Genomic DNA, 12465 nt, shown 5'->3' on the forward strand with positions numbered 1-12465 from the left:
GCACGTCAGCCGTTCGTGGTGTCGTTGCTGGTCAGCGGCATGGTGATCTCGGCCAAGGTGCCGTTGTGATCACGCCAAGTTTGGCACACCTTCCGTCATTTCGAGCATTAGTTCGATAAATGTTGCCCTTGGCCAGGTGTTCGGACGTGAGGTCTGGCACCACGTGAGTTCGGGGGTTCCACGATGGATAGAACGTGGCTGTGCCACATAGGTAGACGGATGTTGACCATAGGGACGGCGATCGGCGTCCTGTCGGCGGCGGCACCGTCCTTGGCGAACGCGGACGGTGCCGCTGATCTGCGCGTCGAGTCGTACGTGCTGCCGTCGGGCGCGGCGAAGCCGTCCTTGACGGAGTTGCAGAGCGGTCGCGGCATGGAACGCCTGCGTGAGCTGGCGCGGAAGGCAGAGCCGGGGGCGCGGCTGGCTCAGGAAACGGTGGGTCCTGCTGCCTCTTACGCGCCGCTGTCGCGGCGAGCATCGGGTTCGGTGCCGGTCACTGAGACCGCGGGCGTCCGGTCGTCGGTGGGGACGCGTGCTACGGCTCCGGAGCCGGCGCGGACGATGAGCTACGACGAATGCGTGAAAGGCCTGGGCAGCGACAAGAAGTTCTTCGTCAAGTCCCGGTTCGCGGTGTGCAACGGGGCATCGTTCGTGCAGACATGGCTGCTGCAGGGTCGGCCGTCCGGCCAGAGCGCGTTCAATGTCCGCGTGGTCGGGACGATCGCCAAAAACAGCCGCACCATCAACTTCCAGTACTACTTCACCGACTTCGTAGAGACCGGCAGGACCGGCTCCTCGGCCATGCCGATCACCACCAAGGGGAATATCCCGCAAAGCTGGCCGTCCGGGGTGCGCTACACCCGCGGTGGGAACATGCCGGGGACCAAGACGTTCGCCCAGCTCAAGGCGATGCGGACGTTCACGGAGACGGTGACCGCGAAGCCCGGGCAGGGCAGCAGCGGTTCCACGGACCTGATCTTCGCGGTCTATGAGCCGGCCATCAGCTACACACCACCCGCACCCTGGGCGCTGAACGGGGCAACGGGCGGAAAGTTGTTCATGCTCGCGCCGCGCTGGGACGCGGCGAAGTACCTGGCCAACTCCACCGGCGGCGGCAACCCCGACAGGAAAGGCGCGGCGACCTTCAGCTACGTGCCGACGATGACGTACAGCGCGAAGCCAGGAGCCGACGAGCGCGCGGTGGCACAGCACATCAAGACCGCGTTCACGAAGCCAGAGGACACCAAGCCGTACATGTCGGCGAAGAAGGTGCCCGGCCAGACGGCGAAGGATCCGCTGCACCGTACGGTGAGCAAGGCTCGTAGGGACGACAACCGCAAGGCAGCGGTCAAGCAGTGCAAGCGGTATTGGGGCGCCGGCTACACCCAGGGTGGTGCTCTCGAGTGCGACGAATACCCCTTCGCCACCACCTACGAGGGGGCGGCTGAGCACGACTACGACCCGGATGCGAAGAAGTTCAACTTCTCCGTCAAGCCGATCCCGAAGGACGACAACGGGGCCGGAGGCAACATCCTGCTCAGCTTCTACGCCAAGAACCGGATCATCGACGGGATGGACGACGGCTTCATCGTGAAGATCGTCTCCTGACGTGACCAGAGGCGGGGGTGGCTTGGTAGGACCGCCCCCGCCGTCACGTTCAGGACTTGGCGGGCCAGAACTGCACGAGGTACTCCTCCACACCCTCACCCGTGCCCTCGTCCTCCGACAATGCCGCAGCCTCGGCACGGCCGGTGCAGCTCACGCGCACGCGCCACGAGCCGCCGGAGGCCGCGAGCGTGATCACATCATCGGCTCGTCCCAGGCCCATGGACCACACGGCCACCTCGCCGCTGATTGATTCGAAGTCGGCCTCAGCCTGCTCGTCCCAGTCCGCGGGGTCCTGAGCGGGCGGCTGCCCATCCCACACCTCAACCTCGACCGAAGCGGTGTGGGTGTGGCCGGCGCTGTAGATGTCGAGGCGTCCAGGAAAGGCGTTCAGGAACACGCCCTGCTGGAAGTCGTCCGGGAACGGGACCGGCAGCTCGCCGTCGTCGGACTCCTGCAATCCGAATGCGTGGTAACCCACGTCCGCATCGAGATGTTGTTGCCGGACAAGCGCGGCCATACGAGCCCCTCCAACGTCACAAGCGACTGGTCATCGTGGTGATCGTAGGCGGATGTTTCCACCTTCGTGGCCGTCCAGGAGCGGTGCAATGGAGGCATGCTCGGCCTGCCGTTGTGACATTCGACGCGCCGCGGCATTAACCGAGCCAGTCGAAGCGCAGGTCACGGATCATGACGTCGACGTCGAGGCCACGCCCGTCGCAGAACGTCTTGAGGCAGTCCATCACAAAGACGTCCTCTTCTCCCTGCCGAGTGGTCGTCTCCACCCACGCACGGCGCTCGCTGTCGTCCCGGTCCCAGACGACCAGCCCGTGGCGCTCCAGCGTGTCGAGGTGGTCGACCATCTCGACTCCTGTCAATCCGATGGCGCGCTGGAGCTCACGAACGGGCATGCCGTACGCCGGATCGCCCAGGTGCTGCATGCGGCTGCACGGTTCGCCGCGTCGGAGCAGGACGCCGAGGACACTGCGGTCTGCAAGTGGAAGGTCTCGCAGCACCGCAATCGGTGAGTCGAGTTGCTCACGGAGAGCGGAGATCTGCTCACCCCGATCCTCGGTGATGCCTGCCCAGCCGAGATCCTCGGCGAGGATCGTGAGCGTCAAAGTGCCATGAACCTGCTGGTTCTTCGCGATATCAACCAGGGTGTGCTGTAGGCGCGTGGCTGCACTCGCAAAGGGTGCTTCGTGATCTGCCTTGATCTGCCGCAATCGCTCAACCGGGTAGGCCACCACGTCGTCGCTCAGGACGTGGCAGGGGGAGCAGAGCAGCATCAGGTTGTCGTAGTGACGGCGCTGCTCGTCGGTCTGGTCCGGGTTGTAGCGTTCCCCGCCCTTTTCCGCGGCTTCGATGTGGGCGACTTGACCGATGAGCTTGCCGTGTTTGCCTATGATCCGGCCGTCACAGGTCGGGCATAGCGCACTCGTTGCCGGAGTGCGCGAAGAGCCGTCGAAGGGTGGCTGTGGTGGGCTTCTTTCGGGCCATGCAGACAGTGTTGCAGTGGGCTCTGACATCACAGGCTTGTCCTCGTCTACCAGTCGATGCGCGCGAGATGCGGCCATGGACCGGTTACGGGTCACCCAGAACGCGCAGTGTTCGCCCCATGCGCCCAGCGTTCGCGCACCTAGGGTCAAGATTATGAGCGTGCACCAGGACTCCTGCCGCGTACGGATCGCTGCAGCCCCCGGGGAGGGGGCAGTCATCGAAATCGACGGCCACAATGTGGCCTCTGCGGTGGAGGCGTACCGAATCACTCAGACAGTCGACGAAGGGCCCGAGGTCACTCTGTTTGTGCAGCAGGGCTGGCGTGGCATGGAGTTCGACGGGTTGGCCGAAGTCGTTGTGGAGCCCGCAGACGTACAGCATGTGGTCATCGGCTTCCTGGATGCGGTCGACTGGCGGAGGCTCGACGAGGCTGTTTTGGAGCGGTCCGACTTGGACGGGGCGCCGGGTGAGCTGACGCGAGGTGTGTTGGCGCAGCTGAAGGAGTGGGCTGCGGTTGCTTGCTCAGTCCGCGATCGCCCGGTTCGCGGAGCGGCACCTGATGCCGGACAAGGTGGAGGTCACTCGCGGCAGCGGCGACGACATGCTCGATCCCGAGACCGGCGACCTGATACCGGTGCTGCCGACGGTCGTGTATGCCGACCAGGCCGGTCTGTACGGGCATCAGGAACGCATCCGCAGCAGGGGCGGACACGATGGCGCCTGGGTTGAGGAAGTACGGCCGGGCTACCGGATGCTGCTACCGCTCACGGCGCCGGAGGTGTGGGAGAACGACACCGTCCTGGTCGTTGAAGCCCGTGACGAGCAGGCCGTGGGCCGTACGTATCGGGTGACCGCGCTCGGTGAGGTCTCGTCCTTCCCTGTTCTGCGTACCGTGTGGTTGGAGGAGCACAACCGGAAGCTGGCCGCCCGGTGAGTGGCGTCTTCCAGAATCCGACCGAGCTTGCGGCGGCCTTGGAACGCGGTGGTGACCTTCCCCTCGTAGCGTAGAGATCGTGACTGCAGGGGAAGTTGGGAGTCATGGCGGAGAAGAGGCGGAAGTTCGACGCAGAGTTCCGTGAGGGGGCTGTACGGATCGTGACCGAGACCGGGAAGTCGGTCGCGCAGGTTGCGAGGGACCTGGGGATCAACGAGACGACGCTGGCGAGCTGGGTGTCGCGGGCTCGGAGGTCCGCCGGGGCCGGGGCGGTGGGCGAGAGCGAGGAGCTCGCGCGGCTGCGGCGGGAGAACGCCCAGTTGAAGAAGGACGTCAAGGAGCTGGGGATGGAGCGCGATGTCCTCAAACGCTGCATGGTCTTGTGGGTGAAGTAGCTGAGGCGGACCCGGCGGTGCTCGTCGGGGTGATCAGTGACCAGAAGACCGGGCACAACATTTCGCACCGCATCTCCTGCCGGGCACTGGGTGTGTCGGAGGCGTGGTTCTACAAGTGGCGCCGTCGGCCCGATGAGCCGACGAAACGCGAGATCAGACGGGGTGAACTGGCCGAGCGGGTCCGCTACTTCTTCGACCGCTCGGGCAAGACGTACGGTTCGCCGCGGATCACGCTGGATCTGTGGGAGGAGGGCTGGCAAGTATCGCAGAACACCGTCGCCGAGATCATGGCCGAACTCGGTCTGCAGGGCCGCAAACCGCCACGCCGACGCCGTTCGCTGACCCGTCCCGGCAAGCGGAAAACCGCTGGTGACCTGGTACGGCGCAAGTTCGACGCGATCGCGCCCGACGTTTTGTGGTGGGGCGACATGACGGAGATCGACACCGGTGAGGGCAAGCTCTACCTCGCCTCTGTCCACGACGCCTTCTCCCGCCGGGCCCTGGGCTACGCGATGGGTCGGCGGCATGATGCCGCGCTGGTCAGCGCAGCCCTGCAGATGGCGATCGCAACGAGAGGCGGCCAGGTCGACGGCGTCATTTTTCACACGGACCGCGGCAGCGAGTACACGTCCGAGGCGTTCCAGCAGTTGTGCGGCCGGTGGGGCGTGGTGCAGTCGATGGGACGCGTCGGGTCGGCCCTGGACAACGCCGCCGCGGAGTCGTTCCACTCGGTCCTCAAGGTCGAGTACGTCCACCGGCACACCTTCGCCACCCGAACCGAGGCGAGGCTGAAGACCGCCACCTGGATCGCGGACTTCTACAACACGAAACGGCGACACAGCGCGGCCGGCGGGAAACCGCCCGTCGAGTTCGAACGGATCATCCAGCAAGCGCGGACCCGGACCGATCAGGAGAGCCGGACCGCATAACCAACGTCTCTACGAAACCCGGGGATTGACAGTGGTCACGGTGCGGTGGCTGCGACGGAGACACCGATGCGGCATGTTGCGAAGGACCTCGTGGTGCAGGTACAGCGCAATGCCTCAGGACGTCCTGGTCCCCGGGTGATTTCAGGCCGATACCGGGCGTCTTGGCAGGCGGAGGTGCATCGTGCGGGCCCCGTGGTCGCCGCCGAGGTGGGGACAAGTGCGCCGCAGGGGCGACGGTTGGAATTCGGTTTCGTTGGGGTCGACAGCCTGGGCCGACACTTCAACCAGCCGCCGTTCCCGCGCCTCGGACCGGCCGTCGATTCCTTCGGTCCGCAGCTCGTTCGCGAACTGGGGCACGCTGTGTCGGAGGCGCTGTGAGCGACTTGAACAGTGACCTCGAGGACGCGCTGGCTGGAGTGTTCGCCGAGCATGAGCGAGGTCTGCTCGCTAGGGCGGTCGTCGTTGCTGAGCTCTTGGACGAGGAGGGCGACCGGAGTCTGTCCATCCTCACCACCCCGGGTGTCATGGAGTGGGACATGCTCGGGCTGTGCCGGTATGGAGTTGTCAGCGTCGAAGGCCCGGCCGCCGCGCACTTCGCCGGGGGCGATCTGTGATCGACCGAGGTCCTGTGTCGAAGGCGCTTCAGGCGATGATTGCGAAGGCGACAGGCCGCCCGTGTGGTCTCGGCTCCCTTCCACTCGTGAATGGGCAGCCGGCCAGCGTGCCGTACACGGTCTTGTATCCGCTCGGCGGGCCGGTGAGCGGTGCGCCGCTGGCGGATGCGTCGGAGGATGCCGAGCTCATCTTTCAGCTCACCTCGGTCGGTGGCCGTTCCGATCAGGCGGAATGGATGGCCGACCGTGGGCGGCGAGCTGTCCTGGAGCGCGCGCCGTCGGGCGCATGGCGGTATCCGCTCGAGATACCCGGAGTTGATGTCTGGGGGCGGGAGCTGGATGCCGACGACGGCACGGACACGACCGCCTCCGCCCAGGGAGTGGTGACCAACTCGCAGCGATACTGGCTGAGCGCCACCGGCAAGAGCTGACTCTCCTGCCGTCCGATCCGGACGGCCCCAAGCCCGCCTGACCCAACTGGTAGAGGTGCGCGGTACCGGCCCCCTGGGGATATCGGCCGCAGAGTTCCCGGTTCGCGCCCAAGGGCGGGCACACAGCGGCTTTGGCGTTCCATCAAGCACCAGCACAGTGAGGTATGAGCTGCAGCGAGCTGATCGACCTGGCACGCGAACGCCGGCGTCGCCTTGCCTATGCCGTGCACACCCGCCAGCCACACCGCCAGCCGCTGACCATCCCCCGCACCACCCGTACATTCGCGGGCAGCCACCGGCCCCACAACAGTCCCGCCACCGCGGCGCTGTCCTCCATGTACCGCCACCACGGCAACCAGCCCTCGCTGTCCCGGGCATGCTTCGCCCACACCGTCCGCACCGGCCCCTTGAGCCGATCCCCCAGCCCAGGCCTGCACTCTCCGTCATGCGCCATCCCTGATACATACAGGCACCGCCCGCCAACTCCTCCTTCAGGAAACCGAACACCATCGCGACAGGAATCCGCCCAGCTCCGCGCAATGGCAGGTCTACCGGCGTACGATGCCCGGTCAGCCTCCGAGTTGACGACTAACGACTGAGGATTCGCACCCTATATACGGAATGACCGTCTCGGTGAAAATACCTCCGAACCCCGCTCGCCAGTCATGAAGCTGCAGGTCACCGAGTGTGCTCCCCGCACCCGCGGGGAGGGTCCCGAGGCTTCCGCCACGGAGCTGTCGACCCGATCGTGGACAGCAAGCGGAGCATCGTGGTCGGGTCCCTGTGCCCCAGAGCCTGCGGGACTGGTCGACCCGGAGCCCTGCCGAGAACGCGCTGGCGCGCCAGGGGGTCTTCGAAGCGTTCACCAAGTGGTGTAAAAGAATGCGCCCTACTTTCGTTACATGACATTTCGGCACAGATCCTCTCAATCGGTCGCGCGACCCAAGAGCAGAACGGACAACCGAGAGCATCCACCGATAACGCCCTATTTGCCTCATGGGTCTACAGAGGTTGGTCAAATCCATTGTTGTTTTCTTGAAGTTGCAAAGGCGCCGCAAACGATCTTGCGGGATTTGGAGACGCCACGTGAAGATCAACTCTGTCGGGAAACACCGACTTCCGATAAGTTGAAATCCGGGGGGTGAATCAAATGGAGAACACTCACGAGGCTCTGATCGTCGTGGTGGAGAACGAGGGCGAGTCCCTGCTCTGCTTCGACACCGTTGACTAATCCCGGCGGATCCGGTCGACGTCACGGCTCCTTGAGGCTGTGGCGTCGACCCGGCCCGGATCTGAGAACAGGGCAGTCCAGGGAAAATGAAAGTACGTTTGGTCAACCCGGTATTCCTGAGCCTGAACGGGGCAGACATATTCGCCTCGTCTCCCCGCGTGGAAAAGCGTGTCCGGCTACACCCAAAGGTGGCTGACCTGCTCGTCTCGGCGCGCGAACCAGTGGACTTCGAGTCACTCACCTCGGGTGATCGGGCGCTTCAGGACGCGGCTCGCAATCTGATCGACCTCGGTTTCCTCGCGGAGACGTGCGATGCCGACTCCTCTGACGAGATCCCCAGCCCTTGGCGCGAATGGGGAAACGTTGCTTGGCAGTTTCATACCTCCATACGCAACGCGCCATTCGTCAGGGGCAAGCAGGGTGATATTCCGGAGTATTACGCCAGACTCGCCGAGCGTGGAGAGAAACCAGCGAACAGCAAGACGTATCGACGTGAGGAGGAGATAGTCTTCCTCCCTCGGGTCTGGACTGACATGAACGCGAGCTTCAAGTCGGTTCTGGAAGGGCGCAGAACGCACCGGGATTTTAGCGACGCTCCCATTGAACTTGATACGTTTTCCTCCCTGCTTCACTACACCTTCGGACCGCTGCGGTTCGTCGATGCCGGCACTCTGGGAGTACTACAGCTGCGTGCCAGTGCGTCCGGCGGCGCACGGCATGAGGCCGAGGCCTACCTTGTGGTGTTCAATGTGCGCGGCGTCCAGCCGGGTGTATACCGCTACGACGCGATCCGCCATGGTCTCGTTCCCCTGGGCGATGCCGTCCCCTATGAGGAGATCGAGCGGCTGATCCACCACCAGACCATCGCCAGAAACGCCGCGTTCTGTGTTTTTACTACGGCGGTCGCGTCCCGGATGTCGTGGAAGTACCCCCACCCCAGGGCCTACAAGATCCTTCTGCACAACGTCGGCCACCTGTCGCAGGTATTCGCCATGACTGCCGAGGCCCTCGGCCTCGGCGCCGCGCTTACGGGCGCGTTCCGCGACGACGAGGTCGAGGACCTGTGCGCACTGGACCAGGCTGACGAGTTCCCGACCTTCTTCATGGCCTGCGGCGTGCCGCTCCGCCAAGACGATGGCATGCCTCTGCGCTACAACGCACCAGCCCGTTCCTCCCTGCAGTGACTTCGGAAAGCAAAGGAGATGACGTGGCCGGCGACAAACGCTCGCTCCTGCCCCTGAAGCACGCCGCCTTCAGGAACGTTGTCGCAGGCCGCTTCATCAACTACCTCGGCAACGGCATCGCACCCATCGCACTGGCCTTCGCGGTACTGGATCTGACAGGGTCCGCGTCCCAGCTCGGTCTCCTCGTGGCCGTGCGCGCCGTGTCCAGTACCGCCGTCATGGTGCTGGGCGGCATCCTCGCGGACAGGATGCCCCGCGCCCTGCTGATGCAGGGTTCTGCCTTGGCCGCAGGAGTTGTCCAGGCCGTCGCCGGAACAGCCGTCATCCACGGCTGGTCCTCGATGCCCCTCCTGGTCTGCCTTGCGGCCGTGAACGGAGCATTCTCGGCGCTGGCCCTGCCAGGCAGCATGGCGGTGGTTCCCCAGACAGTCCCAAAGGACCTCCTGCGCCAGGCAAACGCGTTGCTGCGCATGACGACGAACCTTGCGGTCGTCGTGGGATCTTCGGTGGGCGGCATGCTGGTCGCACTGTGCGGCTCGGGATGGGGCCTGATCGTCGACGCCGCAACCTACGCGGTTGCCGCCTTCTTCTTCGGCAGGGTACGCACGACAGGCACTGTCGCACCATCTAGGCGCAGGAGCCTGCTCTCGGACATGCGGGAGGGCTGGTCCGAGTTCGTCTCGCACACCTGGCTGTGGATCGTGGTCCTGCAGGCGACGGTGTGGCAGGCGGTCTGGGCTGGGTGCATCCAGGTTCTGGGCCCGTTCATTGCGGTTCAAGGAATCGGCAAGGCCGCCTGGGGCTTTGTCCTCGCCTCCTATACGGCCGGGACCATCGCCGGTGGACTGGCGGCGCTGCGCTGGAAACCCCGCCGCGGCGTGGCGGTCGGCGTGGCGCTCACCTCGGTGAGCGCGGTCCTCCCTCTCGGACTCGCCCTGGGCGACTCCCTGCCGCTGTTGATCTGCGCGGGGTTCCTCGCGGGACTGTGCATGGAACAAGTCATGGTCGCCTCAAGCGCCGCAGTCCAGAGCAGCGTCCGGCCGGACCGCTTGGCGCGGGTGGCGTCCTTCCAAATCATCGGCTCTCTGGCGGCGGTCCCTCTGGGGCAGGCTCTGGCCGGACCACTGGCGGACCGGACCGGGACTCGCGACTTCCTGGTCGGCGGCGCTTTGATCATCGTTCTCGCCGCAGCCCTTTCTCTTTCCAGCAGAAGCGTGCGCAACGCGGGCCCAGCTGACGAGGAGCCCACAGCCTCACCCGACCGCGAAAGCCGATCCATAGCGGAAGGAACACGATGATGACCCGCGCAGAATCGTCGGTAGCCCTGGCCCTCATGACCCGGGAGGACTTCGACGCCTACGTCCCCTACGTCGTGGCGGACTACGCCTCCCGAACAGCCGCGGCGGGCGTGACGTCCATGGACGAGGCACTGACGCGTGCTCACAACGAGTTCAGCCGGCTTCTCCCGCAGGGCCTTAAAACACCGGACAACCACCTCTACATGATCACGGCGGACGGCGAAGCATCCCCGATCGGTCGTTTGTGGTACGCCCTGAGGGGTTCCGCCGACAATCGATACGCCATGATCCTGAACATGGAGGTTGATGCCGCCCACCGCGGCCGCGGGTACGGAAAGTCCGTCATGCGCGCATGTGCTGCGTCGGCTCTGACAAACGGCGCGAAAGGTCTGCGTATCAACCTGCTGGGGGAGGATACCGAGAACAGACGCCTCTACGAGAGCCTGGGAATGTCCCCGATGAGCATCCTGATGAACTGGGATCTCACGGCAACGGAACAGCACCCCATCGAAGGCCAGACTGAGCCTCGCTGAGCCGGGGCGCTCCTGCGTATGGCCCCGGTCAGGCAGCGGTTTGCGGTCCGGGTACCGAACGCGTCACTTGCGCTGCAGAGGCAACGGCCCCAGGCGGTGCATCCGATCGTCTGCGACGTCATGACCTTCCCCTCGTAGCGTAGAGATCGTGACTGCAGGGGAAGTTGGGAGTCATGGCGGAGAAGAGGCGGAAGTTCGACGCAGAGTTCCGTGAGGGGGCTGTACGGATCGTGACCGAGACCGGGAAGTCGGTCGCGCAGGTTGCGAGGGACCTGGGGATCAACGAGACGACGCTGGCGAGCTGGGTGTCGCGGGCTCGGAGGTCCGCCGGGGCCGGGGCGGTGGGCGAGAGCGAGGAGCTCGCGCGGCTGCGGCGGGAGAACGCCCAGTTGAAGAAGGACGTCAAGGAGCTGGGGATGGAGCGCGATGTCCTCAAACGCTGCATGGTCTTGTGGGTGAAGTAGCTGAGGCGGACCCGGCGGTGCTCGTCGGGGTGATCAGTGACCAGAAGACCGGGCACAACATTTCGCACCGCATCTCCTGCCGGGCACTGGGTGTGTCGGAGGCGTGGTTCTACAAGTGGCGCCGTCGGCCCGATGAGCCGACGAAACGCGAGATCAGACGGGGTGAACTGGCCGAGCGGGTCCGCTACTTCTTCGACCGCTCGGGCAAGACGTACGGTTCGCCGCGGATCACGCTGGATCTGTGGGAGGAGGGCTGGCAAGTATCGCAGAACACCGTCGCCGAGATCATGGCCGAACTCGGTCTGCAGGGCCGCAAACCGCCACGCCGACGCCGTTCGCTGACCCGTCCCGGCAAGCGGAAAACCGCTGGTGACCTGGTACGGCGCAAGTTCGACGCGATCGCGCCCGACGTTTTGTGGTGGGGCGACATGACGGAGATCGACACCGGTGAGGGCAAGCTCTACCTCGCCTCTGTCCACGACGCCTTCTCCCGCCGGGCCCTGGGCTACGCGATGGGTCGGCGGCATGATGCCGCGCTGGTCAGCGCAGCCCTGCAGATGGCGATCGCAACGAGAGGCGGCCAGGTCGACGGCGTCATTTTTCACACGGACCGCGGCAGCGAGTACACGTCCGAGGCGTTCCAGCAGTTGTGCGGCCGGTGGGGCGTGGTGCAGTCGATGGGACGCGTCGGGTCGGCCCTGGACAACGCCGCCGCGGAGTCGTTCCACTCGGTCCTCAAGGTCGAGTACGTCCACCGGCACACCTTCGCCACCCGAACCGAGGCGAGGCTGAAGACCGCCACCTGGATCGCGGACTTCTACAACACGAAACGGCGACACAGCGCGGCCGGCGGGAAACCGCCCGTCGAGTTCGAACGGATCATCCAGCAAGCGCGGACCCGGACCGATCAGGAGAGCCGGACCGCATAACCAACGTCTCTACGAAACCCGGGGATTGACAGTCGACTTCGCCACCGTCAAACTCGAAGAGACCTGCCCCGCCACGGACCAAGGCACCGAGACCCAGACCCCTGGAGCGACGATGCCGGACTTCAAGGGCAAGTCCGTCAAAGTCGCCCGCGAGGCCCTCGCCCCCAACACCAGCATCACCGTCAACGACGCCTCGGGCGAAGGCCGCGTCATCATCATCGAGTCCGACTGGAAGGTCTGCTCCCAAGATCCCGCCACAGGCACCAAGCTCGAAGGCCAGCCGGTGACGCTCAACGCGGTGAAGTTCGAAGAGTCCTGCTGACACCCACCCCCTGACAGGCCCGGCATCAACGTCAAGGCGCCAAGGAACTCCTGTTCAGACCCCCAGCAGCCGGTCTGCTTGAGTAGCTGTTGTCGT

The 12465-nt window shown here is 65.2% G+C and carries 14 protein-coding genes and 1 pseudogene; 12 read left to right on the forward strand and 3 right to left on the reverse strand.

Annotation, left to right across the window (positions count from 1 at the left end; all coding sequences use genetic code 11):
- Positions 1-219: 219 nt before the first annotated feature.
- Complete coding sequence (locus QQM39_RS40295) at positions 220-1608, forward strand: hypothetical protein (RefSeq protein ID WP_302002538.1); 1389 nt, start codon at positions 220-222, stop codon at positions 1606-1608.
- A 49-nt stretch (positions 1609-1657) separates the two neighbouring features.
- On the opposite strand, the gene QQM39_RS40300 is transcribed toward QQM39_RS40295, so the two are convergent.
- Both QQM39_RS40300 and QQM39_RS40305 read right to left on the reverse strand, forming a co-directional pair.
- A complete protein-coding gene (locus QQM39_RS40300) occupies positions 1658-2125 on the reverse strand; it encodes a hypothetical protein (protein WP_302002539.1) in 468 nt (155 codons plus the stop codon).
- Between the two features lie 136 nt (positions 2126-2261).
- Complete coding sequence (locus tag QQM39_RS40305) at positions 2262-3134, reverse strand: hypothetical protein (RefSeq protein ID WP_302002540.1); 873 nt, start codon at positions 3132-3134, stop codon at positions 2262-2264.
- 485 nt (positions 3135-3619) lie between these two features.
- Here QQM39_RS40305 and QQM39_RS40310 point away from each other — a divergent pair, with 485 nt between their 5' ends.
- The 5 genes from QQM39_RS40310 to QQM39_RS40330 all read left to right on the forward strand — a co-directional run bounded on the left by QQM39_RS40310 (position 3620) and on the right by QQM39_RS40330 (position 6408).
- The gene (locus QQM39_RS40310; RefSeq protein WP_302002541.1) at positions 3620-4039 is read left to right on the forward strand and encodes a DUF6093 family protein; all 420 of its coding nucleotides are present in this window, start codon (positions 3620-3622) and stop codon (positions 4037-4039) included.
- Positions 4040-4143: 104 nt separating this feature from the next.
- A complete protein-coding gene (locus QQM39_RS40315) occupies positions 4144-4434 on the forward strand; it encodes a transposase (RefSeq protein WP_301994515.1) in 291 nt (96 codons plus the stop codon).
- The gene (locus QQM39_RS40320; protein WP_301994514.1) at positions 4422-5363 is read left to right on the forward strand and encodes an IS3 family transposase; all 942 of its coding nucleotides are present in this window, start codon (positions 4422-4424) and stop codon (positions 5361-5363) included. The genes QQM39_RS40315 and QQM39_RS40320 overlap by 13 nt, the downstream gene beginning before the upstream one ends.
- A gap of 374 nt (positions 5364-5737) precedes the next feature.
- A complete protein-coding gene (locus QQM39_RS40325; protein ID WP_302002542.1) occupies positions 5738-5977 on the forward strand; it encodes a hypothetical protein in 240 nt (79 codons plus the stop codon).
- A 107-nt stretch (positions 5978-6084) separates the two neighbouring features.
- Positions 6085-6408 (forward strand): hypothetical protein, encoded by a 324-nt coding sequence (locus QQM39_RS40330; RefSeq protein WP_302003958.1) that lies wholly within the window; start codon positions 6085-6087, stop codon positions 6406-6408.
- A gap of 167 nt (positions 6409-6575) precedes the next feature.
- On the opposite strand, the pseudogene QQM39_RS40335 reads toward QQM39_RS40330, so the two are convergent.
- A pseudogene (locus QQM39_RS40335) lies at positions 6576-6862 on the reverse strand (HD domain-containing protein); the annotation flags it as partial.
- A 965-nt stretch (positions 6863-7827) separates the two neighbouring features.
- On the opposite strand from QQM39_RS40335, the gene QQM39_RS40340 reads away from it, so the two are divergent.
- The 6 genes from QQM39_RS40340 to QQM39_RS40365 all read left to right on the forward strand — a co-directional run bounded on the left by QQM39_RS40340 (position 7828) and on the right by QQM39_RS40365 (position 12369).
- Positions 7828-8823 carry a SagB/ThcOx family dehydrogenase gene (locus QQM39_RS40340; protein WP_302002543.1) on the forward strand — a complete coding sequence of 332 codons (996 nt, stop codon included), beginning with the start codon at positions 7828-7830 and terminating at the stop codon, positions 8821-8823.
- Positions 8824-8846: 23 nt separating this feature from the next.
- Entirely contained in the window at positions 8847-10121 is a 1275-nt protein-coding gene (locus QQM39_RS40345) for an MFS transporter (protein ID WP_302002544.1), read from the forward strand.
- Complete coding sequence (locus QQM39_RS40350) at positions 10118-10654, forward strand: GNAT family N-acetyltransferase (RefSeq protein ID WP_302002545.1); 537 nt, start codon at positions 10118-10120, stop codon at positions 10652-10654. Before QQM39_RS40345 ends, QQM39_RS40350 begins: the two co-directional genes overlap by 4 nt.
- A gap of 173 nt (positions 10655-10827) precedes the next feature.
- The gene (locus tag QQM39_RS40355) at positions 10828-11118 is read left to right on the forward strand and encodes a transposase (protein ID WP_301994515.1); all 291 of its coding nucleotides are present in this window, start codon (positions 10828-10830) and stop codon (positions 11116-11118) included.
- The gene (locus QQM39_RS40360) at positions 11106-12047 is read left to right on the forward strand and encodes an IS3 family transposase (protein WP_301994514.1); all 942 of its coding nucleotides are present in this window, start codon (positions 11106-11108) and stop codon (positions 12045-12047) included. Before QQM39_RS40355 ends, QQM39_RS40360 begins: the two co-directional genes overlap by 13 nt.
- Positions 12048-12072: 25 nt before the next feature.
- The gene (locus QQM39_RS40365; RefSeq protein ID WP_302002546.1) at positions 12073-12369 is read left to right on the forward strand and encodes a PASTA domain-containing protein; all 297 of its coding nucleotides are present in this window, start codon (positions 12073-12075) and stop codon (positions 12367-12369) included.
- Positions 12370-12465 lie beyond the last annotated feature (96 nt).

This window comes from Streptomyces sp. DT2A-34 (assembly GCF_030499515.1).
GTDB lineage: Bacteria > Actinomycetota > Actinomycetes > Streptomycetales > Streptomycetaceae > Streptomyces.